The sequence below is a fragment of the uncultured Pseudoflavonifractor sp. genome, from assembly GCA_904419835.1.
In the GTDB taxonomy this organism is placed as follows: Bacteria; Bacillota; Clostridia; order Oscillospirales; family Oscillospiraceae; genus Pseudoflavonifractor.
Genome location: CAJFTA010000020.1, coordinates 1 through 24,151, shown reverse-complemented (window position 1 = coordinate 24,151; position 24,151 = coordinate 1). Strand labels below are relative to the sequence as shown.

19 protein-coding genes and 1 pseudogene are annotated in these 24,151 nt (G+C 63.5%); 5 read left to right on the top strand and 15 right to left on the bottom strand.

Going from position 1 to position 24,151, the window contains the following annotated elements:
• A complete protein-coding gene (gatB, locus tag QZY67_RS05525) occupies positions 1-1,431 on the top strand; it encodes an Asp-tRNA(Asn)/Glu-tRNA(Gln) amidotransferase subunit GatB (protein ID WP_295368937.1) in 1,431 nt (476 codons plus the stop codon).
• 242 nt (positions 1,432-1,673) lie between these two features.
• On the opposite strand, the gene QZY67_RS05520 is transcribed toward gatB, so the two are convergent.
• Entirely contained in the window at positions 1,674-3,155 is a 1,482-nt protein-coding gene (locus tag QZY67_RS05520; RefSeq protein WP_295368935.1) for an N-acetylmuramoyl-L-alanine amidase, read from the bottom strand.
• A 338-nt stretch (positions 3,156-3,493) separates the two neighbouring features.
• On the opposite strand from QZY67_RS05520, the gene QZY67_RS05515 reads away from it, so the two are divergent.
• Positions 3,494-5,743 (top strand): hydratase, encoded by a 2,250-nt coding sequence (locus QZY67_RS05515; protein ID WP_295368933.1) that lies wholly within the window; start codon positions 3,494-3,496, stop codon positions 5,741-5,743.
• A 307-nt stretch (positions 5,744-6,050) separates the two neighbouring features.
• Here the strand turns inward: QZY67_RS05515 and QZY67_RS05510 are convergent, their stop codons facing one another.
• The 14 genes from QZY67_RS05510 to QZY67_RS05445 all read right to left on the bottom strand — a co-directional run bounded on the left by QZY67_RS05510 (position 6,051) and on the right by QZY67_RS05445 (position 22,720).
• Positions 6,051-6,554: a hypothetical protein gene (locus QZY67_RS05510; RefSeq protein WP_295368952.1), complete on the bottom strand. Its 504-nt coding sequence runs from the start codon at positions 6,552-6,554 to the stop codon at positions 6,051-6,053.
• A 73-nt stretch (positions 6,555-6,627) separates the two neighbouring features.
• On the bottom strand, positions 6,628-7,911 hold the full coding sequence (locus tag QZY67_RS05505; protein WP_295368931.1) for an O-acetylhomoserine aminocarboxypropyltransferase/cysteine synthase family protein: 1,284 nt from the start codon (positions 7,909-7,911) through the stop codon (positions 6,628-6,630).
• A 113-nt stretch (positions 7,912-8,024) separates the two neighbouring features.
• Complete coding sequence (locus QZY67_RS05500) at positions 8,025-8,963, bottom strand: GerMN domain-containing protein (RefSeq protein ID WP_295368929.1); 939 nt, start codon at positions 8,961-8,963, stop codon at positions 8,025-8,027.
• Positions 8,960-10,450, bottom strand: a complete 1,491-nt coding sequence (locus tag QZY67_RS05495) for a HAMP domain-containing sensor histidine kinase (RefSeq protein ID WP_295368927.1) — start codon at positions 10,448-10,450, stop codon at positions 8,960-8,962. The genes QZY67_RS05500 and QZY67_RS05495 overlap by 4 nt, the downstream gene beginning before the upstream one ends.
• A 33-nt stretch (positions 10,451-10,483) precedes the next feature.
• Entirely contained in the window at positions 10,484-11,332 is an 849-nt protein-coding gene (locus QZY67_RS05490; RefSeq protein WP_295368925.1) for a metal ABC transporter permease, read from the bottom strand.
• Positions 11,332-12,102 (bottom strand): metal ABC transporter ATP-binding protein, encoded by a 771-nt coding sequence (locus QZY67_RS05485; RefSeq protein ID WP_295368924.1) that lies wholly within the window; start codon positions 12,100-12,102, stop codon positions 11,332-11,334. The genes QZY67_RS05490 and QZY67_RS05485 overlap by 1 nt, the downstream gene beginning before the upstream one ends.
• Complete coding sequence (locus QZY67_RS05480; protein WP_295368923.1) at positions 12,099-13,046, bottom strand: metal ABC transporter substrate-binding protein; 948 nt, start codon at positions 13,044-13,046, stop codon at positions 12,099-12,101. Before QZY67_RS05480 ends, QZY67_RS05485 begins: the two co-directional genes overlap by 4 nt.
• Before the next feature lie 106 nt (positions 13,047-13,152).
• Positions 13,153-13,608 (bottom strand): MarR family transcriptional regulator, encoded by a 456-nt coding sequence (locus QZY67_RS05475; RefSeq protein WP_295368922.1) that lies wholly within the window; start codon positions 13,606-13,608, stop codon positions 13,153-13,155.
• Positions 13,609-13,620: 12 nt separating this feature from the next.
• The gene (locus QZY67_RS05470; protein WP_295368920.1) at positions 13,621-15,474 is read right to left on the bottom strand and encodes an ABC transporter ATP-binding protein; all 1,854 of its coding nucleotides are present in this window, start codon (positions 15,472-15,474) and stop codon (positions 13,621-13,623) included.
• Positions 15,474-17,210 (bottom strand): ABC transporter ATP-binding protein, encoded by a 1,737-nt coding sequence (locus QZY67_RS05465; protein WP_295368918.1) that lies wholly within the window; start codon positions 17,208-17,210, stop codon positions 15,474-15,476. Before QZY67_RS05465 ends, QZY67_RS05470 begins: the two co-directional genes overlap by 1 nt.
• Positions 17,211-17,656: 446 nt before the next feature.
• Positions 17,657-18,598 carry an ABC transporter permease gene (locus tag QZY67_RS05460; protein WP_294532458.1) on the bottom strand — a complete coding sequence of 314 codons (942 nt, stop codon included), beginning with the start codon at positions 18,596-18,598 and terminating at the stop codon, positions 17,657-17,659.
• Complete coding sequence (locus QZY67_RS05455) at positions 18,598-19,752, bottom strand: ABC transporter permease (protein WP_295368915.1); 1,155 nt, start codon at positions 19,750-19,752, stop codon at positions 18,598-18,600. Before QZY67_RS05455 ends, QZY67_RS05460 begins: the two co-directional genes overlap by 1 nt.
• A gap of 3 nt (positions 19,753-19,755) precedes the next feature.
• The gene (locus QZY67_RS05450; protein WP_294532466.1) at positions 19,756-21,261 is read right to left on the bottom strand and encodes an ABC transporter ATP-binding protein; all 1,506 of its coding nucleotides are present in this window, start codon (positions 21,259-21,261) and stop codon (positions 19,756-19,758) included.
• Between the two features lie 244 nt (positions 21,262-21,505).
• Positions 21,506-22,720 (bottom strand): BMP family ABC transporter substrate-binding protein, encoded by a 1,215-nt coding sequence (locus QZY67_RS05445; protein ID WP_295368914.1) that lies wholly within the window; start codon positions 22,718-22,720, stop codon positions 21,506-21,508.
• Between the two features lie 470 nt (positions 22,721-23,190).
• Here QZY67_RS05445 and infC point away from each other — a divergent pair, with 470 nt between their 5' ends.
• The 3 genes and pseudogenes from infC to QZY67_RS05430 form a co-directional block, all read left to right on the top strand.
• Positions 23,191-23,754 (top strand): translation initiation factor IF-3, encoded by a 564-nt coding sequence (gene infC / locus QZY67_RS05440; protein WP_294532464.1) that lies wholly within the window; start codon positions 23,191-23,193, stop codon positions 23,752-23,754.
• Positions 23,755-23,808: 54 nt separating this feature from the next.
• Positions 23,809-24,012, top strand: coding sequence for a 50S ribosomal protein L35 (gene rpmI, locus QZY67_RS05435; RefSeq protein WP_006574162.1), 204 nt, complete (start codon positions 23,809-23,811; stop codon positions 24,010-24,012).
• A 41-nt stretch (positions 24,013-24,053) separates the two neighbouring features.
• A pseudogene (locus QZY67_RS05430) lies at positions 24,054-24,151 on the top strand (50S ribosomal protein L20); the annotation flags it as partial.

Here is a 24,151-nt window from a genome sequence, read left to right as displayed (position 1 = left end):
ATGACCTGGGAAACCGTCATCGGTCTGGAGACCCACGTGGAGCTCTCCACCGCGACCAAGATTTTCTGCTCCTGCACCACCGCCTTCGGCGGCGCGCCCAACACCCACTGCTGCCCGGTTTGCACGGGCATGCCGGGCGCCCTGCCCGTGCTCAACGAGAAGGTGCTGGAGTTTGCCGTCAAGGCCGGGCTGGCCCTGGGGTGTGAAATCACCAAAAAAAGCCGCTTTGACCGGAAGAATTACTTCTACCCCGACCTGCCCAAGGCCTATCAGATCTCCCAGCTCTACCTGCCCATCGCCCGGAACGGCGCGGTGGACATCGGCGGCGGCAGGACCATCGGCATCCACGAGCTGCACATGGAGGAGGACGCGGGCAAGCTGGTCCACGACCCATGGACCGACCAGACCTGCTGTGACTACAACCGCTGCGGCGTACCCCTTATCGAGATTGTCACCGAGCCCGACTTCCGCACCGCCGAGGAGGTCATCGCCTATCTGGAGCAGCTGCGCTCCACCCTCCAGTACCTGGGCGTGTCCGACTGCAAGATGCAGGAGGGCTCCCTCCGGTGCGACGTGAACCTGTCGGTGCGCCCCGCCGGCTCTGAGGAACTGGGCACCCGCACCGAGATGAAAAACCTCAACTCCTTCAAGGCCATCTCCCGGGCCATCCGGTACGAGAGCAGGCGGCAGATTGAGCTGCTGGAGGAGGGTAAACGGGTGGTCCAGGAGACCCGCCGGTGGGACGAGAACAAGGACGCCACCTTTGCCATGCGCTCCAAGGAGAATGCCCAGGACTACCGCTACTTCCCCGACCCAGACCTGCCCCCGGTGGAGCTGTCGGAGGACTATCTGGCGCGGCTGCGGGCCGCCCAGCCCGAGCTGGCCCCGGCCAGAATGGCGCGGTATCAGCGCCGATTCGGCCTGCCTGTCTACGACACCGAGATGATCACCTCCCAGAAGGCCCTGTCCGACTTCTTCGAGGCGGTGGTGGCCCTGGGCGCCCCCGCCAAGCAGGCGTCCAACTGGATTATGGGCGAGGTTCTGCGGGCTCTGTCCGCCCGGGGCATGGAGGCGGCGGATATGCCCCTCTCCCCCGCTGCCCTGGCCCGGCTCATCACCCTGGTGGCCGAGGGCAGGCTCAACCGCAACACCGCCGTCACCGTCTTTGACGCGGTGTTCGACACCGACGGCGACGTGGACGCCTATGTGGCAGAGCACGGCCTGGAGCAGATTCAGGACGACAGCCTGGTGGAGGCCGCCGTGGAGCAGGCCTTTGCCGGCAACCCCAAGTCAGTGGCCGACTACCGCGCCGGCAAGGAGAAGGCCTTCGGCTTCCTGGTGGGGCAGGTCATGCGCGCCCTCAGGGGCAAGGCCGACCCCAAGGCCGTCAACGAGGCTGTCCGCCGGAAGTTGGACAGCCCGGAGCAGTAAAAAGGCGCCCCCGGGCGGCCATAAGGCCGTTCGGGGGCGCCTCAGCTTGCCGCAAAAGCCTCGCAGCATTCGCGCCCGCAGGCGCGAAGAAAGTGAAATCCGTTTTCTCCGGGGACATGCGCCTCGGAGAAAACACCGCTCAGGCCGCAAGTGTTGCCTTTATCCGCAAAATGCGGACAAAGGCTGCGCGCAGCGGCCTGCATCCCACTCGAAAAAGGTGCAAAGCACCTTTTTCGACCGTCTCAGCCCAGTGTGTTCAGGTAGTTGATGATCCCCTGGGCAATGCCCTGGGCCAGCTTGTCCTGGTAGGTGCTGTCGTTGAGCTTCATCAGCTCGTCGTGATTGGTCATGAAGCCGGTCTCCACCAGCACGGCGCACATGTCGGTCTCCCGCAGGACCACAAAGTCCGCCGAGGCCACGCCCCGGTCCTTTGCGCCGGTGGCCTGGCTGGCCGGGGTCTGGATGGCCTGGGCCAGCCGCTTGCCCCGCCCGCTGGAGGGGTGGTAATAGGTGATGAGTCCGTTGACCGAGGGGTCGTCAAAGGCGTTGGCGTGGATGGAGACAAAGATGTCCGCGTCCACGCTGTTGGCGATGTCCGCCCGCTCGTAGAGGCCCAGATAGACGTCGGTGGACCGGGTCATGACCACGTTGTACCCCGCCGCCTTGAGCAGGGCCTCCAGCTTCAGGGAGATGGGCAGGGTCAGGTCCTTCTCCAGAATGCCCTCGTACGCCGCGCCGCTGCTGGTGCCGCCGTGGCCCGGGTCGATGACCACGGTCCGGCGGGCGGGGTCGATGGGATTGGAGGGGTTCACCGGGTCGGTGGGCTCCTCCGGCGTCTCCGGCAGCTCCGGCTCGTCCTCCGGGGCCCGGAAGGCCGTGATGAGGATGCCGTCCTCCTGCTGCTCCACGGTCAGGTTCTTCTCCCGGGTGACGCCGTCGGCCAGGGCCAGCTCCACCCGGACCACGCGGTCATATCCATCGTACAGGCCGGCGCCGTGCTGGGCGTACCGCACCGTGTCGATAAAGTCGTTGTCCACCGCGATGGCGCCGGGGAAGCCGGCCGACAGCTCCGCGCCCAGGATGTCAAGCGTCACCATACCGTCCCCGTCAATGATGCGGTACTCCAGCTTCTGGTCCATCCCGATAAACACGGTCTGCATGTCGTAGTCGGCCTGGATGCGGGTGATATAGGCCGTGTCGCTCTCCCCGCTGACGATTTCGGCGGTGAAGGTGTCCTGGTCCCAGCCCACCTGGGCGCCCAGCTGCTCGGACACGAACCGCAGGGGCACCATGGTGCGCTCCACCCCCTGGTGCTTCACCACGCAGGCGGGCACGCCGTCCGGCAAGGGGACCGCCTGGCCGTTGACCACCGCGTCGGCCGAGCCCAGCGTGAGGACGATGGTGTCCGCGCCCTTGCGCAGGATGACCTGATTGCTCCCCTGGGGCCAGAGCACCGTGGCCCCCAGAGCCTCGGCCACCGTGCGGATGGGCACCATGGTGCGGGTCCCCAGCGCCAGACCGGGCACGTCTCCCGTCAGGTCGACGACCGTCCCGTCCAGGCTGATGTTTACCTTCTCCGCCTGCTGGGGCTCGTAACGCCCCGTGGTCTCGTTATGTACCTCAATATTCAGCAGCCCGTTGGGTCCCGCCGCCCGGACCGGCAGGAAGGACACCAGCAGGGCCAGCATCAGCAGAAACGCGGCCGCTCTCTTTGTCTGTCTCATGGGGAACTCCTTTTATCCTTTGTAAACCAGTTGGGCCGGCCTGGGCGTCTCCCGCCGCCCTGGTCCGCGTCAAACATTCCCTATTATTCTACCGAATCCCTCTCTCTCCGTCAATGCATTTGGATCAATAAGGTTAACATAAATTTTTACAATTTTTTATGCGCCATGCAGGCTGCCTGGGAAATCCGCATTTTCCCACCCCTGCCGCTTGCACTTTTTTCTCTGCTTTGGTATGATAATATTTATCGAATCAGCGTGCTGATGCCGCATAAAAGTCTCTGACCCGGCTCTCCGCACATGAAAAGATTCTAAATCCACAAGATATTGGAGGTACGTCCATGAGCATCAAACTGACTCTCTCCGGCGTCTACTATCGGGACGGCGGCTTCCTCTCCGAGGCCGAGGGCACGGCCGCCGGCCTGCCCGCGCCCCAGCTGGCCAAATCCGGCACCATGGCCTACCGCATTCTCAAGGCCCACAATACCGCCGGAAACATGGCCGACCTGAAGCTGAAATTCGACGCCATGGCCTCCCATGATATCACCTACGTGGGCATCATCCAGACCGCCCGGGCCTCGGGCATGAAGGAGTTCCCCCTGCCCTACGTGCTCACCAACTGCCACAACTCCCTGTGCGCCGTGGGCGGCACCATCAACGAGGACGACCATGTGTTCGGCCTGTCCGCCGCCAAAAAGTACGGCGGCGAGTTTGTCCCCGCCCACCAGGCCGTCATCCACTCCTACATGCGGGAGCGGTACGCCGCCCCGGGCCGGATGATTTTGGGCTCCGACTCCCACACCCGCTACGGCGCTTACGGCTGCATGGCCATCGGCGAGGGCGGCCCCGAGCTGGCCCGCCAGCTGCTGTGCAAGACCTACGACATCGCCTACCCCAGGGTCATCGCCATCCACCTCACCGGCGCGCCCCGCCCCGGCGTGGGCCCCCAAGACGTGGCCCTGGCCCTCATCGGCGCCACCTTTAAAATCGGCGCGGTGAAGAACGCGGTCATGGAGTTCTTCGGCCCCGGCGTGAAGAATCTGTCCATGGACTACCGCTCCGGCATCGACGTGATGACCACCGAGACCGCCTGCCTGTCCTCCGTGTGGAGCACCGACGAGACTGTAAAGGAGCACCTGGCCGTGCTGGGCCGCGGCGACGCCTATCAGGCCCAGGCCCCCGCCGACGGCGCCTGGTACGACGGCGTCATCGAGGTGGACCTGTCTGCCGTGGAGCCCATGATCGCCCTGCCCTTCCACCCCTCCAACGCCTTCAGCATCAAGGAGTTCAAAGCCAACATGGCCGACCTGCTCCACCAGGTGGAGGAGGACGCGGTGCGCCAGCTGGAGCTGAAGAACGGCGCTCCCTCCCTCACCGGCAAGATTAGAGACGGCCAGTTCCACGTGGACCAGGGCGTCATCGCCGGCTGCTCCGGCGGCACCTATCAGAACCTGGTCCGGGCCGCTCAGATCCTCAGGGGCCACGCCATCGGCTCCGATGCCTTCTGGCTCTCCTGCTACCCCGGCTCCATGCCCATCAACCTGGAGCTGACCAAGCAGGGCTATATCGCCGACCTGATGGCCGCCGGCGCGTCCATCCGCTCCTGCTTCTGCGGCCCCTGCTTCGGCGCGGGCGACGTGCCCGCCAACGGTGCCTTCTCCATCCGCCACTCCACCCGCAACTTCCCCAACCGGGAGGGCTCCAAGCCCGCCGACGGCCAGGTAGCCTATGTGGCCCTGATGGACGCCCGCTCCATCGCAGCCACCGCCCTCAACGGCGGCGTACTCACTGCCGCCACCGAGCTGCCCGATGTGCCCGCCGACACCGCCAGTGAGCCCTACCACTACGATGACTCCGCCTACAAGGCCCGTGTGTACTTCGGCGTTGGCCGTCCCCAGCCCGAGACCGAGCTGGTCTTTGGCCCCAACATCGCCGATTGGCCCGAGCAGATCCCCATGCCTGAGAACCTGCTCCTCACCGCCGCCGCCGCCATCTACGACCCGGTAACCACCACCGACGAGCTCATCCCCTCCGGCGAGACCTCCTCCTACCGCTCCAACCCCATCAAGCTCTCCCAGTTCGCCCTGAGCCGCAAGGACCCCCAGTACGTGCCCCGTGCCAAGGCGGTCCAGGAGGTGGAGCTGCTCCGTCGGAAGAATCCCGAGGACGCCGCCGTTGTGGAGGCCCTGGGCGGCAAGGACGGCCACACCACCGGCCTGGGCACCTTTGTCATGGCCCTCAAGCCCGGCGACGGCTCCGCCCGGGAGCAGGCCGCCTCCTGCCAGCGGGTGCTGGGCGGCTGCGCCAACCTGGCGGCCGAGTACGCCACCAAGCGCTACCGCTCCAACGTGGTCAACTGGGGTATGCTGCCCTTTGTGGCCGACGGCGTGAAGGACTGGAATATCCAGCCCGGGGACAAGCTGTGGCTGCCCGGCATCCGGAAGGTGCTGGAGTCCATGGAGGAGACCGTGGAGGCCACCCTCATTCAGAACGGCCAGGCGCGCGCCGTCACCCTCCGCCTGCCCGGCATGACCCGCGAGGAGCGGGATATTGTTCTGGCCGGCTGCCTCATTAATTACTACGCCAAATAAGATATCCCGCTCCTCCCCGCCGCCCTCGCGGCGTCCCAAGCGTTTTGCCTCCGGCAAAACCTTGATGCCGGGCGAATTCATTTCGCCCGCGCAGATTCCATCACGCCCAGGGGTCCCCGCAGGACCCGTCCTGCGGGGTGTGCGGGATATCGTTCTGGCCGGCTGCCTCATTAACTACTATGCCAGGTAAATAAAACAAAACAGAGATGCCCCGCCGTTACCGGCGGGGCATCTCTGTTTGAACACCTCCTGCCCAGCGCTTTCGGCGGACAGGAAAGGCGTTAAAAAATATTCGTGGAGCCGGGGACTATCTCTCAATCCCCAGGACATCATAGTATTCATCACTATATTGGACTTTGCCGTCATCAAACTCTGCCTGTAAGGCCTTCACATATTCAAACGGATTTTCCATCGGTGTGAGATTCAGCTCATGGGCCAGAAAGGACAGCAGTTCTGCCTGCTCCGATGTCTGCGCTTCTCTTTCGCTCTGCAAGTGCTGCTCAAACTGCTGTTTATTCATCCATACAATCTGTTCAACCGGATTGGCGGAACCGCATGCTAGAATCAACCGCATAAAGTCCTTAAAGTCTGCTGCAAGGGGATAGACATTTTTATCCGCACAGCTCTCGGGATTTGACGCAAAGACCATATTTCTGTATTCAGGCAGGAAACAATATAATATGCAGCCTTCAAAACCAATCACTTTGGCATTCACAGGGTAGCAGAAATAAGGCTCTGCGCATTCCTCATATGCAAGAGAAATCAATCTGCCATCTATGTTCAGCGCGCTGTATTTTGAAAACAAGTCCATCGCTATCACCCTTACAGCTCTCTCTATTGTGTAAATCCCCCTCCTGCAGGAGGGGGATTTGCTTCGTTTTGGTTTACACGCCAGCCAAGGCCTTCTCGATGTCGGCCAGGAGGTCGGCGGGGTCCTCAATGCCTACGGACAGACGTACCAGGTCGGGAGAGACACCGGCGGCGGTCAACTCGGCGTCGTTCATCTGGCGGTGGGTGGTGGAGGCGGGGTGGAGCACGCAGGTCTTGGCATCGGCCACATGGGTGGCGATGGAGGCCAGCTCCAGCCCGGCCATGAACCTGGAGGCCGCCTCACGGCCGCCCTTCACGCCGAAGGACACCACGCCGCAGGTTCCGCCCGGCATATACTTGGCGGCCATGGCGTGGTACTGGTCGCCCTCCAGGCCGGGGTACTTGACCCAGGACACCTTCTCGTGGCCCTGGAGATACTGGGCCACAGCCAAAGCATTGGAGCAGTGCTGCTTCATCCGCAGGGGCAGGGTCTCCAGGCCGATGTTCAGGTAGTAGCAGTTCTGAGGGGAGGGAATGGAGCCGAAGTCCCGCATGAGCTGGGCGGTGGCCTTGGTGATGTAGGCCCCCTCCATGCCGAACTTCTCGGCGTAGGTGATGCCGTGGTAGCTCTCGTCGGGGGTGGTCAGGCCGGGGAATTTGTCGGCGTGGGCCATCCAGTCGAACTTGCCGGAGTCCACAATGGCGCCGCCCACCGCGTTGGCGTGGCCGTCCATATACTTGGTGGTGGAGTGGGTGACAATGTCGGCGCCCCACTCGAAGGGACGGCAGTTCACGGGCGTGGGGAAGGTGTTGTCCACGATGAGGGGCACGCCGTGGGCGTGGGCCGCCCTGGCGAACTTCTCGATGTCCAGCACGGTGAGAGCCGGGTTGGCGATGGTCTCGCCGAACACGGCCTTGGTGTTGGGCCGGAAGGCGGCCTCCAGCTCGGCCTCCGAGCAGTCCGGGTCCACAAAGGTGAACTCGATGCCCATCCGCTTCATGGTGACGGCGAAGAGGTTGAAGGTGCCGCCGTAGATGGCGGAGGAGGCCACCACATGGTCGCCGCAGGAGGCGATGTTGAACACGGCGTAGAAGTTGGCCGCCTGGCCGGAGGAGGTGAGCATGGCCGCCGTGCCGCCCTCCAGGGCGCAGATCTTGGCCGCCACGTGGTCATTGGTGGGGTTCTGGAGGCGGGTATAGAAGTAGCCGCTTGCCTCCAGGTCAAAGAGCGCGCCCATCTGCTCGCCGGTGGCGTACCGGAAGGTGGTGGACTGGACAATGGGAATATTCCGGGGCTCCCCGTTTCCGGGTCGGTAGCCGGCGTGGATGCAGTTGGTGCTCATACGGTAGTCGCTCATGGTCATGCTCTCCTTTTTCTTGGATAAGCCGTCTTGTCTGGCGGCGGGCCGGTATCCCGGCCCTGAGATGGCGCTTTATAACAGGAATATCCTACACGCCCGGTGGAACTCTGTCAAGACTCCAGCAGGGTCCAGTCCGGCTCCAGGGGCGCGGAGGCGGGCACGCCGCCGATGGACTCTATGGCGTGTCCATCGGCGAGAATCTGCACGGCGCTGATGGACAGATCCTCCTGCATGCAGAGGGTGTTGACCATGGAGTACAGCAGCAGCCGGGCTGACTGCTCGTCCTCCGGCAGTCCGGCCAGGAACTCGGGCGACAGGTTTACCGTGCAGACGCCGCCCTCCACCGCGATGCTCCGCAGCTTTGTACCCTCGGGCATCAGGCTGGACAGCTCCTGGTACCGGGGTCCCTCCAGCAGGGCGGTGAACACCGTTCTGACCATGGTGTCCCCCTCGTTCTGCACCACGTCCCGATACTCCACCCCCAGGCCGCTGCCGTCGGCCCTGGGGAAGCACAGGCCCACCGCTGCGGTGAGCTCCGCCTCCCCCGTGCCGGGCAGGAGCACGTCGTCCGCGCCCATGGTGCGCAGGGTCTGGTACGGCAGGGGCTCCCCCTCCACGGTGACATACACCTCCTCCACCCCCTCCAGCTGGCACAGGGTGAGGGTGAGGCAGGCGTTGGCCACCGTCAGCTCCACACCGGAGAGGCCGCCGTACTGCTCGGACAGGTCCAGACGCAGCTGTCCCTCCTCCTGCTGGCAGGAGAGCAGCCGGGTGCCTGACGGGGCGGGCGAGGCCAGCCCCGTGGTCTCGGGCTGGGAGAGCACCAGCTCCGCCAGCTCGGCGGCCGTGTCCTCGCCGGAGGGGACGCGGTACTCCCAGTCCACTGCCTGTACCGTGGACTGCTCCCCGGTCACAGCGTAGTAGACCCGGTAGGCGCCCTGGGGCTGGGTCTCCTCCCCGCTGTCGGCCAGAGTACAGGCCGACAGCAGCAGCGCGGCCCACACAGCCAGCAGCAGCGCGCTGCCCCGATACAAATCATGCCGTCTCACGGCTCGCTCCCCCCTTCCGGCCCGCAGAGCGGAAATACGACCTCAAAGCAGGTGCCCGGCTCCGGGTCCCGGCGGCGGACGGTGACGCTGCCGCCGTGCTGCCGTGCGGTGTCCCGCACGATGGACAGCCCCAGGCCGGTGCCGCCCGCCTCCCGGGAGCGGGCCTTGTCCACCCGGTAGAACCGGTCGAACACCTTGGGCAGGTCCTCCTCCGGGATGCCCACGCCGGTGTCCTCCACCCGGAGCATGACGCTCTTTCCCCGGACAAACAGGGTGACCGTCACGGTACCCCGGGGCAGGTTGTACTTGATGGCGTTTTCCATCAGGTTGAAGGCAATCTGGTAGATATCGTCCTGAGTGGCCCGGACAAAGCACCCCTCGTCCAGCCGGCAGAGCAGCGTTACATCCACCGCCCGGGCCAGGGGGGAGAGCATGTGCTCCACCTTCTCCACCACATACTTCACGTCCACCGGCTCGGTGTGGACCGGGGCGGCGTTGTCCATGCGGGTGAGGGTGAGGAGCTTTTCCGTGATGCGGGTAAGCCGCTCAGCCTCCTCCCCGATGTCGCTGACAAACTCCTTTCCCGTCTCCAGGTCCATGTGGTCGGACTGGAGGATGGAGTCGGTGAGCAGGCGGATGGAGGCCAGCGGGGTCTTCAGTTCATGGGAGGCGTCGGACACGAAGCGGCGGCGGACCTCCTCGGTGGTCTGGAGGCGGCCGGTGAGCTGGTCGAACTCGTCGGCCAGCAGGGCCAGCTCGTCATGCCCCCCCAGCTGGACCCGGTGGCTGTACTCGCCCTCCCGCACAATGCGGATGGCCTTGAGCAGGGTGCCCATCCGCCGGGTGAGGGCCCGGGAGAACACCACGCTCAGCAGCAGGGCCACCAGGCAGATGACCACCGAGATTCTGCCCAGGTTCCGCTGGACGCCGGAGAGCAGGGCCCCCTGGTCGGCGTCGTACTCGTAGAGGCACACCGCGCCGATGATGGACCCCCGGTAGACCACCGGCGCGGCCGCCCGGTTGCGGAACACGCCGTCCTGGTACTGGCAGGTGAACACGTCGTAGCCCTGGCCCTTGAGGGCGGTGACCACCTCGCCCACCAGGGCGTACCGGCCGATGGTGGCGCCGGTTTCCCCGGTGTCGTAGATGATCATGCCCGAGGCGTCTGTCACCAGGATGCGGATGCGGGCCAGGTCCACGTTGTCCTGAAGCCGCAGCTCCTGAAAGACGCCGTCGGCGCCGTCATAGGTCATGGTGCGCAGACTGGACAGGGCGGACGAGATGAGGGACGCCTGGCTCTGGAGGGCGGTCTGCTTGGAGGTCTCCACCAGCTCCCGGGAGGCCAGGAGGGGGTAGGTGTTGAGCAGCACCAGCACCGCCGCAATGACCGCGATGTAGGTCAGGGCGAACTTGGTCTGGAGGGAGCTCCAGAGGTGCACCTTCCGGGGCGCGGCGCGCCCGGGATGCTTTTCCTTTTTTCGGTTCAAGGACGCCGCCTCCTCTCGTCTCCGGCGGTGATGTCAGGCCCGGCGGCCCCGCAGCAGGAAGGTGACGGCAAAGAAGGCCGCCAGATACAGCGTGATGGATGCGCCGGCAGAGGTGCCCGCGTAGTAGGAGGTCATCAGTCCGGCAATACCGGCCACAATGGCCCCCAGGACGGAAAACAGGTGGTACTGCCGCATGTTGCGGGCCAGGTTCCGGGCCGCGGCGGCGGGGAGCACCAGCAGGGAGTTGATGACCAGCAGGCCCACCCAGGTCATGGACACGGTGACCACCACGGCGATGGCCGCGGAGAACACCGCCTCCTGCCAGAACACCTTGATGCCCCGGCTGTCCGCCAGGGCGGGGTGGATGGAGGAGAGCATCAGCTGGTTGAAGGACGCCAGCCACAGCGCGATTACCAGCAGCAGGATGAGGGCCAGCAGGCCGATCTTGCCCGGCTCCACGCTGAGGATGTCGCCGATGAGCAGGTTGTTGAACCTAGTGAAGCTCCTGCCCCCCAGGGTGGCCAGGAAAATGCCCAGGGCCACCGCCGTGGAGGAAAAGACGCCGATGACCGTGTCGCTGGCCATGTGGGTCCGGTGGCGCACCAGGGTGAAGAGCAGGGAGAAGGCGATGGCAAAGACCACCGCGCACCACATGGGGTCCACAAAGCCGAAGATGGCGCCGATGGCCATGCCGGTAAAGGCGGAGTGGCCCAGGGCGTCGGAGAAGAAGGACATCCGGTTGGTGACCACCATGGTGGACAGCAATCCGAACAGGGGCGAGATGACCAGCACCGCCAGCAGAGCGTTCTTCATGAACACCAGCCCGTCAGGCCCGGCCCACTCAAAGGGCAGGATGGATACAATCTGATACCACAGCTCCATTACGCGCCCGCCCCCTTTCCCAGGTCCAGGTGGAACACGGATTTGAACTCCTTCGAGGAGAGGACCTCCGCAGGGGTGCCCACCTTCAGCACCGTGGACTTGAGGAGGATCACCTGGTCGGCGTACTCTTCCAGGGTGGCAAAGTCGTGGGTGGACAGGAGGATGGACAGGTCGTACTGAGTGCAGATCTCGTCCAGCATATCCAGCAGCTGCCGCTCGCCGTCAATGTCCACGCCGGAGAGGGGCTCATCCAGAATCAGGATGTGGGGCAGGGGCTCCAGGGCCATGGCCATGAGCACCCGCTGGAGCTCGCCGCCGGACAGGGCGCCCATGCGCTTGTCGATGAGGTCGGCCCCGTGGACCCGCTCCAGGCAGGAGAGCACCCGCCTGCGCAGGCTCTTGGGCGTGGGCAGGAACACCGGATAGGAGGAGATGGCGGCGGAGAAGAAGTCGAACACGCTCACCGGGTCCCCCCGGTCAAAGGCGGGAGACTGGGGCACATAGCCGATCAGGGGACGTGTGTGCTTTCCTCCCGCCTGCTGGAACTCAATGGCGCCGCTGTGGGGAATCTGGCCCAGTATGGCCTTGAACAGGGAGCTCTTTCCCGCGCCGTTGGGGCCGATGAGGGCCACAATCTGGCCGCAGTGGAGGTGGAAGCTCACATCCCGGAGGATGTCCGTTCCCCCCATGTCCACCCCCAGGCGCTCCACCCGGAGGCAGCAGGCGCCGGCGCAGCCGGCGCCCTGGATTTCATGCTTTGGTTTTCTCATTCATAGGCCTCCAGGATTGCGTTGACATTCTGTTCCAGCCCGGCCCGGTAGGGGTCGGCGCTGTCCGCCGGCACCGCCTCGGCGCTCATCAGCATGGTCAGCTGGGCCACCCTGACCCCCGTCTCCCGGGACACCGCGTTGGCGGTGGCATCCGAGCCGTTGGCCTCGGTGAAGATGGCGGGCAGATGGTACTGCTCAATCAAGTCCAGAATTTCCACCAGCTCCCTGGCGCTGGCCTCGCTGCCCGCCTCCTCCTCAATGGCCTTGACCACCGTCAGGCCCATGGCGTCGGCAAAGTAGCCGAAGCCCTCGTGAAAGGTGATGAGCTCCCTGGGCTCCAGGCCGGAGAGCCTGTCCCGCAGCTCGTCCTTCAGGGCGGTCAGCTCGTCGGCGTAGGCTGCGGCGTTGTCCGCATACAGGCCGGCGTTGTCCGGGTCGGCCTGGGAGAGGGCGGCGGCGATGTTCTCCACCATCACGGCGGCCCGGGCCGGGTCCATCCAGATGTGGGGGTCGTACTCGCCGTGGTCGTGGCCGCCGTGGTCCTCCCCGTCGCCGTGCTCGGCGTGCTCCTCGGCGCTCTCCCCGTAGTGGAGCAGGGACACGCCCGCGGAGCAGTCCACCGTGGGCACGCCGCTGGACTCGATGGCGGCGGACATGGCGTCCTCCAGGCCCACGCCGTTGAGCAGGAGCAGGTCGGCGCCCTGGATGGCCTTCATGTCGTTGACGGTCAGGGTGTAGTCGTGGAGGCAGCTCATGGGCTGGTTGATGACCGCCGCCGCCTCCACCCCCTGGGCGCCCTCGATGACCCGGCTGGTGAAGAGATAGAGGGGGTAGGTCATGGCCGCCACGGTCAGCGTGCCGTCCTCCTCCGCCGGGGCGGAGGCAGGGCCGCAGCCGGACAGCAGCAGCGCCAGGCTCAGGAACAGGGGAATGAGTTTCTTCATGGAAATACCTCGCCAATAAAATACCTGCCGGACCGCGCTTTCCCGCAGGTCCGGCAGGCATTATTATACCGCTGATTGGCCATTTTGTAAAATGTTTTCCCACTTGTCAGGTGGATTTTCCCTCAAACAGGGCCTCGCACCGGTCCATATTGGCCCGGACGCGCTCCAAATCCCGCCGGAGCCGCTCCAGCTCCGCCTGGGAAAAGCCCTGACAGAGCAGCTCCTCCAGCCGGTCAAAGCCCTCCTGCACCTGGGCGGCCTTCTCCCGCCCGGCGGCGGTGAGGCGGACCAGGTAGGACCGCCGGCTGTCCGGGTTCTCCTCCCGGCGGATGAGCCCCATCTCCTCCAGCCGGTCCAGGGTTCGGGAGAGGGTGGCGGCGTCCAGGGCGCAGGCGTCGGCCAGCTCTCGCTGGGTCAGGCCGTCCCCCTGGAGGAGCCGGGCGAGGATCCGGGGCTGTCCCTGTCCCAGCGTAAGCCCCAGGGCGGAGAACCAGGGCTGGATCAGCCTCCGGCGGCTGAGCTCCATCTGAAACAAAAGTGTCCGCAGCGCGGGATTTTCCATGGCGCTCCCCCCTCACTCCAGCTCGAACTGGCCGGTATAGAGCTGGTAATACCGGCCCTTCTGGGCCAGCAGCTCCTCGTGACTGCCCCGCTCGATAATCCGCCCCTGCTCCAGCACCAGGATGGCCTGGGCATTGCGGACGGTGGAGAGCCGGTGGGCGATGACAAACACGGTGCGCCCCTCCATGAGCCGATCCATGCCCTGCTCAATGAGCTGCTCAGTGTGGGTGTCCACCGAGCTGGTGGCCTCGTCCAGCACCAGCACCGGCGGCGCCGCCACAGCGGCCCGGGCAATGGTGAGCAGCTGGCGCTGGCCCTGGGACAGGTTGGCGCCGTCGGAGGTGAGCATGGTGTTGTACCCGTCGGGCAGGCGGCGGATAAAGGAGTCGGCGTTGGCCAGCCTGGCCGCCTCCTTCACCTCCTCGTCGGTGGCGTCCAGCCTGCCGTACCGGATGTTCTCCAGAATGGTGCCGGTGAAGAGGTGGGCGTCCTGGATGACCATGGCCATGGACCGGCGCAGGTCGTCCTTGCGGATGTCCCGCACATCGATACCGTCGTAGGTGATGGAGCCCTCGTTGAGCTCGTAGAACCGGTTGATGAGGTTGATGATGGTGGTCTTGCCCGCGCCGGTGGAGCCCACAAAGGCGATCTTCTGCCCCGGCTTTGCAAAGAGGTCGATGCCGTGGAGGATGGTCTTTTTGCTGTTGTACCCAAACACCACGTTGTGGAACCGCACGTCCCCCCGCAGAGGCACCAGCCTGACCGTCCCGTCGGCCTGTGGCACCCGCCAGGCGTAGATGCCGGAGGAGGCTTCGGTGAGGGCGCCGTCCTTGTTCTCCCGGGCCCGGCACAGGGTCACGCTGCCCTCGTCCGGTTCGGGCTCCTCCTCCATCATCTCAAAGATCCGCTCCGCGCCCGCCAGGGCCGCCATGAGCAGGTTGACCTGCATGGTGAACTGGTTCATGGGCATGGCGCTCTGCCGGACGTACACCAGGTAGGCCGACAGGCTGCCCAGGTCCATCAGCCCGGAGAGGACGAACATGCCGCCCACGCAGGCGGATACGGCGTAGTTGAAATAGGACAGGCTGACGATGGTGGGCACCGTCATGCCCGAGTAGGTGGCTGCCTTGGTGGCCGCCTTCCGCAGGTCCTCGTTTTTGCGGCAGAAGGCCTCAAAGTCCTGGGGCTCATGGTTGAACACCTTCTCCACCTTCTGGCCGGAGACCATCTCCTCAATGAAGCCGTTCAGCTCGCCCAGCCGGGCCTGCTGCTCGTTGTAGTACCGGCGGCTGCGTCTGCCGTTCCAGCGGATGAACAGGGCCATGGCCGCCAGGAAGGCCACCACAATCAGGGACAGCTGGAAATTTAGCACCAGCAGCATGGTAATGGTGCCCACTACCATGATGGCGCTCTGGATGATCATGGTGAAGGAGTTGTTGAGCATGTTGGTGAGGGTGTCCACGTCGTTGGTAAAGCGGCTCATCAGCTCGCCGTGGGTATGCCCGTCAAAGTACCGCAGGGGCAGGGTCTGGACGTGGGCAAACAGGTCGGAGCGGATCTCCGCCACCACCTGCTGGCCGGTGTGGGCCATAAGCTGGTTATACCCCCAGGTGGCGGCAGCCCCCGCCAGGTACATCAGCCCCATCATCAGCAGCATGACCGCCAGTCCGCCCACATCTCCGGTCAGCACAAACCGGTTGATAACCGGCTTGAGCAGATAGGTGCCGAAGATGTTGGCGCCGCTGCCGATGAACACCATCACCGCCACGGCGATGAGGGCCAGCTTGTGCCGGCCCAGGTAGCGCATAAGCCGGCCCACGGTCTTTTTGGTGTCCTTGGGCCCACGGCCTCTTACCATCGCAGCCATTATTCCAGCGCTCCTTTCTGCTGAGAGTGATAGAGCCCCTGGTAGAAGGGGTTGGAGGCCATCAGGCTCTCATGGGTGCCCACGGCGCTGATCTTCCCGTCCTCCAAAATAAGGATCTGGTCTGCATCCTGGACGGAGGTCACCCGCTGGGCGATGATAATTTTGGTGGCGCCGGGCAGGCCGCCCGCCAGGCCCCGGCGGATTTTTGCCTCAGTGGCCGTGTCCACGGCGGAAGTGGAGTCATCCAGGATGAGCACCTTGGGATTTTTCAGGACGGCCCGGGCGATGCACAGCCGCTGCTTCTGGCCGCCGGACACGTTGACGCCCCCCTGGCCCAGCTCGGTGTCGTACCCGTTCTGGAGCCGGTCGAGGAACTCGTCCACGCAGGCGATGCGGCAGGCCGCGTCAATCTCCTCGTCGGTGGCGTGGTCGTTGCCCCAGCGGAGGTTGTCCCTCACCGTGCCGGAGAAGAGGGTGTTCTTCTGGAGCACCATGGCGATGGCGTCCCGCAGGTGCTCCAGGGGGTACTCCTTCACATTCCGGCCGTCCACGTACACCGCGCCGCCGGTGACGTCGTAGAGCCGGGGGATGAGCTGGACCAGGGTGGACTTGGCCGAGCCGGTCTGGCCCAGGATGCCCACCGTCTGCCCCGCCTCAATGCGGAAGGACACGTGGTCCAGCACGTTCTCCCCCTCCCCTTCCCGGTAGCGGAAGGATACGTCGTCAAACACAATCTCGCCCCGCTCCACCCTGGCGTCCGGGTCGGTGACGCCGGGGGTCTCGGTGATGTCGATTTTCTCGTCCATGACCTCCAGAATCCGGCGGCAGGAGGCCAGGGACCGGGTGAGCATGAGAAAGACAGAGGAGAGCATCATCAGGGAGTTGAGCACCTGGAGCACATAGCTGAGGAAGCCGGTCAGGTCCCCCACCTCCATGCCCCCCACCATGGTCAGCCGCCCGCCGAACCAGAGGATGGACAATATGGTGCCGTACATGACCAGCTGCATGGCGGGCATGTTCAGCGCCGCCAGCCGGAAGGCCCGCTCAGTGGTGTCCCGCAGGTTCCGGTTGACCTCCTCGAACTTCTCCACCTCGTAGCTGCCCCGGACGCAGGCCTTCACCACCCGGATGGCGGTCAGGTTCTCCTGGATGATCCGGTTGACCTGGTCCATGGCCCCCTGCATCCTGCCGTACATGGGCCGCACCCGGCTGACGATCTGCCACAGCAGGACGCCCAGCAGCGGGGCCGCCACCAGGAATACCACCGCCAGCCTGGGGCTCATGCGGAAGGACAGGCCCAGGGCCATGACCATCATAATGGGGGACCGGACAGCGGGCCGCAGGCCGGTGGCCACCGCGTTCTGCACGGCGGTCACGTCGCTGGTGAGCCGGGTGACCAGGGATGAGGTCTGGAACCGGTCGGTGTTGGCAAAGGAGAAGGCCTGGATCTTGCGGTACTCCTCCTTCCGCAGCTCAGCCCCCAGCCCCTGTCCGCAGACGGCCGCGAACCGGGCGCTGCCCGCGCCGAAGAGCAGGGCCAGCAGAGCGCACACGCCCATCATGGCCCCCCGGGTGAAGATGTACGCCATGTCCCCGTTTTTGACGCCCACATCCACGATGTCCGCCATCAGGAAGGGGATGATGAGCTCAAAAACCGCCTCAATGGCGATGCAGAGCACCGCCAGTATGGTCTGTTTCCGGTAGGGCTTCAGGTAGGAAAAGATCCGCAGAAGCACAGGCCGTCCCTCCTCAATTGCAGTTCTTATTATTGCATACGCAATTATTGTATCCGCATCACATGTGGATGTCAACCTTTCGTAGACAAATTTCTCCCCCCTGTTTTTTGACGCGGCAGGTCTCTGACACCTGTCATTGGAACGGCAAAAGACCGCCGCCCGGATGGGCGGCGGCCTGAGACTGTCGAAAAAGTGGCGGAAGCCACTTTTTCGAGGGAGCTTCATGAAATTTTCGCCTCGATTTCTAATGAAATTGTCGGCAAAAATTTCATGAGAAGTGTCATTTTCGAGGCGCATGTCCCCGAAAATGACAGATTTTCATTTGATTCCGTCATCTGCGGATGACGAAACTCTGCGAGGCTTTCCTTTCGGGAAGGTTTTTCGACACACAGAGGCCGCCGCCCGAATGGGCGGCGGCCTCTCGTGCGAAGCGGAATTGCGCGCGGTCAGCGCTGTCCCTTGTCGTAGGGAACGCCCTCGGCCTTGGGTGCGCGGGACTTGCTGGAGGTAAAGGCCAGAATGACCAGGGAGATGATATAGGGCAGCATGTTGTACACGCTGCTGGGCAGGTTGAGGGCAGCCAGGAAGTCGAAGCCGGTGTACACGTTGCCCAGGGCCCGGAACAGGCCGAACACCAGGGCGGCCAGGGCGATGCGGGTGGGCTTCCACTGGCCGAAGATCATGACGGCCAGAGCCAGGAAGCCGAAGCCGGCCACGCCATTTTCAAACTTCCACTCGCTGACGCCGGCGGTGATATAGACGATGCCGCCCAGACCGCCCAGCACGCCGGAGATAAGCACGCCGGCATAGCGCATCTTGTACACGTTGATGCCCACGGAGTCGGCCGCCTGGGGGTGCTCGCCGCAGGCGCACAGCCGCAGGCCGAAGCGGGTCTTGTACAGCGTCACATAGGCCAGCACCAGGGCGATGAGGGCCAGGAGCATGAACCAGTTGAACTCAAAGCCGGCGATGTTGACGATAAAGGCCTTCTTGGGCTCAATATACTGGATGGTGGAGGAGACGTTGTTCACGTTCTCCGCGGTGTTCATGGCCTTGACGAACACGGTGGCGGCAGCGGTGCCCAGCAGGTTCATGGCGGTGCCCACCAGGGTCTGGTCCGCCTTGAAGTTGATGGCGGCCACGGCCAGCAGCAGGGAGTACACCAGGCCCAGGCCCATGGCGGCCAGGACCACCAGCAGGATCATCACCGGCGCGGAGGTGCCGGCGGGCAGGAATTTCATCATCAGCGCGCCGCCCAGGGCGCCCATGACCATGATGCCCTCCAGGCCGATGTTGATGACGCCGGAATGCTCCGAGAAGCAGCCTCCCAGCGCCACCAGGATCAGGACGGAGGCAAAAATCAGCGTATACTGAATGAGCAGTACCATTACTTGTCCCCTCCTTCCCCATTTTCAGCGGCCTGCTTGGCCGCCAGGGCTTTGGCCTCCGCCCTGCGGTCAGCCCGCTTGTCCATAAAGCTCTTGAAGAACAGCACGAAGCCGCACAGGTAGATAATCAGGGCGGAGATAAAGTCGGCAATCTGGGCGGAGTACATGGTCTTGTCCACGTAGGCGCCGCCGTTGGTGATGTGCTGGATGAAATAGGAGGAGAAGATGGATCCGATGGGATTCAGGCCGCCCAGGAAGGCGGCGGCGATGCCGTTGAAGCCCATGGCGGGCACGGCGGAGGCGGTGGTCTGCCACTGCTCGAAGCCGGTCAGGTAGAACAGGCCCGCGCCCATGGCGGCCAGGCCGCCGGCGATGACCATGGTGAGGATGATGTTGCGCTTCTCCTTCATGCCGCAGTACTTGGCGGCGAACTTGTTGAAGCCGGTGGCCTTGAGCTCATAGCCGAACTTGGTCTTTTCCAGCACCACCCACACCACGATGGAGATGATGACGGCCAGGGGGATGGCGATGGTCACGTACTGGTTGTTGCTGAAGAAGCTGCCCAGGCCCAGGCCGGGCAGAAGGGCGCTCTCGTTGGTGCTGGAGAGGGTCAGGGTATAGGGGCTGGCAGTCTCCTTCACGTTGGAGAGCAGCATGTTGACCGCATAGAGGCTGATCCAGTTGAGCATGATGCAGGAGATAACCTCGTTGACGTTGCAGTAGGCCTTCAGGGCGCCGGAGATGCCGCCCAGGATGCAGCCGGCGATGACGGCGGCGATGAGGCACACATACCAGGGCATGCCCAGGGCCAGGGCGCAGTAGAGGCTGGCGCCCGCGCCCACCACGTACTGTCCGGCGGCGCCGATGTTGAACAGGCCCACCTTATAGGCGAACAGGATGGACAGGGAGCACATAATGAGGGGCACGGTCTTGACCAGGGTGTTGCCCAGGTACTTCAGCTGCGCCGCGGGGGTGGGATAGTAGAGGAAGTTCTCTACAATGGTCTTGATGGCTTCCGTCGCGCCGGCGGGATTGATGATGAGCAGGACGATGTAGCCCACCAGCAGTCCAATCAGGATGCACAGCAGCGAGGCCGCCAGAGATTGAAAGCCTTTGTTCTTCCAGATGGAACCGGACTTGTTTCCTTGCTTCATCCTTTATTTCCCCTCCCTCTTGGCGCCCGACATATACAGGCCCATCTCTTCCACCGTGGTGGTCTTGGGGTCCAGCTCGCCCACAATCTCGCCCTCGTACATGACCAGAATCCGGTCGCTGAGGGCCATGACCTCGTCCAGCTCCAGGCTGACCAGGAGGACGGCCTTGCCGGCGTCCCGCTGGGCCACGATCTGGCTGTGGATGTGCTCGATGGCGCCCACGTCCAGGCCGCGGGTGGGCTGGACGGCGATGAGCAGGTCGGGGTTCCTGTCGATTTCCCGGGCCACGATGGCCTTCTGCTGGTTGCCGCCGGACATGCTGCGGGCGATGGTGATGGGCCCCTGGCCGGAGCGGACGTCGTACTGCTCAATGAGCCGCTCGGCATAGGCCCGGATGGCCTTCCGCTTCATAAAGCCGGCGTGGACAAACTCGGGCTCAAAGTACCGCTGGAGCACCATATTGTCCTCCAGGGTGTAGTCCAGCACCAGGCCGTACTTGTGCCGGTCCTCGGGGATATGGCTCATGCCGGAGGTGGAGCGCTTGCGGATGGGCGCGTTGGTAATGTCCTGGCCCTTGAGGGTAATCGTGCCCGAGACGATGGGCTCGATGCCGGTCAGGCCGTACACCAGCTCGCTCTGGCCGTTGCCGTCGATGCCGGCGATGCAGACAATCTCCCCGGCCCGGGCCTGGAAGGACACGTTCTTTACGGCGTTGTTCTTGTGGACCTTGGAGGCCACGGTCAGCCCCTTCACGTCCAGCACCACCTGGCCGGGCTTGGCGGGCTCCTTGTGGACCACAAAGTCCACGTCCCGGCCCACCATCATCTTGGACAGCTCCTCCTTGGTGGTGTGTGCCACGTCCACGGTGCCGATATACCTGCCCTTGCGCAGGACGGTGCAGCGGTCGGCCACGGCCATGATCTCGTTGAGCTTGTGGGTGATGAACAGAATGCTCTTCCCCTCCGCCCGCAGACCCCGCATGATCTCCATCAGCTCGTCGATCTCCTGAGGGGTGAGCACGGCGGTGGGCTCGTCAAAGATGAGGATCTCGTTGTCCCGGTAGAGCATCTTCAGAATCTCGGTGCGCTGCTGCATACCCACGGTGATGTCCTCCACCATGGCGTCCGGATCCACCTTCAGCCCGTACTTCTCGCTGAGGGCCACCACTTTTTTCCGGGCCTCGTCCTTCTTCAGGAAGGGGCCCTTGGTGGGCTCCACGCCCAGGATGATGTTGTCCAGGACGGAGAACACCTCCACCAGCTTGAAGTGCTGATGCACCATGCCGATTCCCAGGTCGTTGGCATCGTTGGGGTTCTTGATGGAGACCACCTGGCCGTCCTTCTTGATGGTGCCCTCCTCAGGCTGATAGAGCCCGAAGAGCACGCTCATCAGGGTGGACTTGCCCGCGCCGTTCTCGCCCAGAAGGGCGTGGATTTCTCCCTTTTTTAACTGGAGCGTAATGTTGTCGTTTGCGATGATGCCGGGAAACTTCTTGGTGATGTTCAGCATTTCGATAGCATATGCTTGTTCCAAGCCGACGACCTCCCCCTCATGTATAATTCCGCGCCGGCCCTCTGCCGGAGGGCAAAGCCGCCTTGCGCTGCATTGGCAATACTATTATACAATATCTATCGGTTTCTTCCAAGGAAATTTGACGGATTTTTCCGGAAAAATTCACAGTTCTTTTGTGCATAGTGGTCTGCCCAAAAAAAGAGGGCGGGACCGGGCCCGCCCTCTCTTCGGCATCTGTTTCTTACTTGATGTTGCTGTAGCTGTTGACAGTGATGGTGGTAGCGTTGGCAGCGGGCTCCACGGACACGTCGTTGGAGACGGTGATCTCGCCGTCGAACATGGCCTTCACCAGGGCCTTGTAGTCGTCCTGGGTGAAGCCGTCGCCCCACTGGGTGGACTCCATGGGCAGCTGGACGTAGTTGGCAGTGGGATCGTCGCCGGACACCAGGCCCAGGGTCTCGATCTTGCCGCCGTAGTTGGCGAAGTTGCCGTTGACAACCTCATCCAGCAGGTGCTGGGTGGTGTTGGCCAGGCCCTTCATGGCGGAGGTGACGGTCATATCATCGCCGTAGGCGGAGATGATGCCGGCCTGGTCCACGTCCACGCCGATGACCTTGCCGCCGGCCTTGGCAGCGGCCTCGGCAGCGGAGGTGTAGATGCCGCCGCCGCAGGCGAACACGACCTCAACGCCCAGGGACTGATACCAGTTGTCCATGTAGGCGGTGATGTCGGCGTCGCCGAAGAACTGGTTGCCGTAGACATACTCCAGGGTCACGTCGGCGCCGGTCTCAGCGGCGGCGGCGTCAGCGCCCTGGATGTAGCCGTAGCCGTAGCGCTGGACAGCGGGCACAGCCATGCCGCCCAGGAAGCCCAGGTGGGTGTAGCCCAGCTTCACAGCGGCGTAGCCGGCCATGTAGCCGCACAGCTCTTCCTGGTATACGGCGCAGTACACATTGGAGGGAACCACGTAGTCAGCGCCCAGGTCGGCCTCGCCAACGTCCAGGGCGATGAAGGTGGTCTCGGGGTACATCTCAGCGGTCTCCTTGATGGCCTCGGCGAAGGCGTAGCCGGGCATCACGATGACGTTGTAGCCGTCGGCCACAGCGGCGTCGATCATGGCCACACGCTCGGGGGTGGAGTCGCCGGCGGGCTTGTAGTACTCAAAGGGGATGCCCGCGGGGTCGCAGTAGGCCTTGCAGGCCTCGTAGGTGGTCTGGTTGAAGGACTGGTCGGTGATGTCGCCGTAGTCGGTGATCATGGCCACCTTAACATCGGTGGCGACGGTTTCATCGCCGCCGGGTTCGGTAGCGGGGGTCTGGCTGTTCTCCACGGGCTGGCTGCCGGAGGGAGCGGGGGTGTTGGTGTCTCCGCCGGTCTGCTGGTTGCCGCAGGCGGCCAGCGCAAAGACCATCGCCAGAGACAGAACAAGAGCCAGGATCTTACGAGACTTCTTCAATGTGATCTACCTTCCTTTCAATCAAGAAACAGATGGCCCAGTTCGGCAACAGACACTTCTCCGTCCCTCCCTGGGCTTGCAAGCCTATTATAACGCAGACTTTACCAAAGAGCAATCGTCATTTGACTCTTTAGCCCGAATTTTTTACAAGTTACACGGGATGATTTTTCATTGGGTCGAGCGTTTTGAACAAATGATACAGCTCTTTCCGTCTTTTGGCCACATTTTTCCTGTTCATCCAGAATAACGGCGTAATTTCTTCTCAATTTTTTGCTTGACAAGTCTGCTCATTGCTGATATACTGCTAACGCACAATAAAGCAGGAGCGGTACCGCCGTCCTCACCTCCAGCCACAGGCAAAGAGGTCAACATGGTTCATCGCGCGCCGCCTTTGATGCGGCGGGTGTTGTTATGTTGGACGCGGGTACCGGTTGGTAGCCGCTTTTTTGCGGTTTCAGCCAGGTGCAGGCTTGGCTCACTTAACGAATTGGAGGTGCTTTCCCATCAGCAAACAGGGTCATCAGCTCAACGAGGAGATTCGGGACAGAGAAGTCCGTCTGGTCGGCGCCGACGGCGCGCAGCTGGGCATTATGTCCGCCAGAGAGGCTCTGGAGAAGGCCATGGAGCAGGGCCTGGACCTGGTCAAGATCTCTCCCACCGCGGTCCCCCCGGTCTGCAAGCTCATGGACTACGGCAAGTTCAAGTTCGAGCAGCAGAAGCGGGAGAAGGAGGCGCGGAAGAACCAGCGCGTGGTGGAAATTAAGGAAGTGCGCATGTCCCCCGGCATTGACGTCAACGACTTCAATGTGAAGGTCCGCAATGCGCAGAAGTTCCTCTCCGACGGCGACCGGGTCAAGGTGACGGTCCGCTTCCGCGGCCGTGAGATGGCCCATACCGAGATTGGCAGGGACCTGCTGCTCAAGTTTGCCGAGCAGTGCGCCGAGGTGGCCACGCTGGACAAGGACCCCAAGCTGGACGGACGGCACATGTCCATCTTCCTGTCCTCCAAGGTCGGTAAGGACGCCAAGAAGTAAAACCGCCGTCCCGGCGGCTGTCCCAGGTATTTAACAGTAAAGGAGATCACGAAAATGCCTAAGCTCAAAACCCACAGCGGCGCCAAGAAGCGCTTCAACCTCACCAAGAGCGGCAAGGTCAAGCGCGCCCACGCCTTTAAGTCCCACCTGCTCAACGGCCACGGCAAGGACACCAAGCGCAAGAGAGGCCTCCGCGCCGGCGCTTACGCGGACAAGACCAACGAGTCCGCCATCAAGCGCATGATTCCCTACAAATAAGAATACTACCTTTTACTCATAACATAGGAGGCTTTTGACAAATGGCTAGAGTTAAAGGCGCGATGATGACGCGCAAGAGAAGAAATAAGGTCCTCAAGCTGGCCAAGGGCTACTGGGGCGCCAAGAGCAAGCACTTCAA

Bases quoted from the DNA above. Each gene is read 5' to 3' on its own strand.
- gatB (WP_295368937.1), top strand. From the start codon at position 1: ATGACCTGGGAAACCGTCATCGGTCTGGAGACCCACGTGGAGCTCTCC.
- QZY67_RS05520 (WP_295368935.1), bottom strand. From the start codon at position 3,155: ATGAGACAGACAAAGAGAGCGGCCGCGTTTCTGCTGATGCTGGCCCTG.
- QZY67_RS05515 (WP_295368933.1), top strand. From the start codon at position 3,494: ATGAGCATCAAACTGACTCTCTCCGGCGTCTACTATCGGGACGGCGGC.
- QZY67_RS05510 (WP_295368952.1), bottom strand. From the start codon at position 6,554: ATGGACTTGTTTTCAAAATACAGCGCGCTGAACATAGATGGCAGATTG.
- QZY67_RS05505 (WP_295368931.1), bottom strand. From the start codon at position 7,911: ATGAGCGACTACCGTATGAGCACCAACTGCATCCACGCCGGCTACCGA.
- QZY67_RS05490 (WP_295368925.1), bottom strand. From the start codon at position 11,332: ATGGAGCTGTGGTATCAGATTGTATCCATCCTGCCCTTTGAGTGGGCC.
- QZY67_RS05485 (WP_295368924.1), bottom strand. From the start codon at position 12,102: ATGAGAAAACCAAAGCATGAAATCCAGGGCGCCGGCTGCGCCGGCGCC.
- QZY67_RS05480 (WP_295368923.1), bottom strand. From the start codon at position 13,046: ATGAAGAAACTCATTCCCCTGTTCCTGAGCCTGGCGCTGCTGCTGTCC.
- QZY67_RS05475 (WP_295368922.1), bottom strand. From the start codon at position 13,608: ATGGAAAATCCCGCGCTGCGGACACTTTTGTTTCAGATGGAGCTCAGC.
- QZY67_RS05470 (WP_295368920.1), bottom strand. From the start codon at position 15,474: ATGGCTGCGATGGTAAGAGGCCGTGGGCCCAAGGACACCAAAAAGACC.
- QZY67_RS05460 (WP_294532458.1), bottom strand. From the start codon at position 18,598: ATGGTACTGCTCATTCAGTATACGCTGATTTTTGCCTCCGTCCTGATC.
- QZY67_RS05455 (WP_295368915.1), bottom strand. From the start codon at position 19,752: ATGAAGCAAGGAAACAAGTCCGGTTCCATCTGGAAGAACAAAGGCTTT.
- QZY67_RS05450 (WP_294532466.1), bottom strand. From the start codon at position 21,261: ATGCTGAACATCACCAAGAAGTTTCCCGGCATCATCGCAAACGACAAC.
- rpmI (WP_006574162.1), top strand. From the start codon at position 23,809: ATGCCTAAGCTCAAAACCCACAGCGGCGCCAAGAAGCGCTTCAACCTC.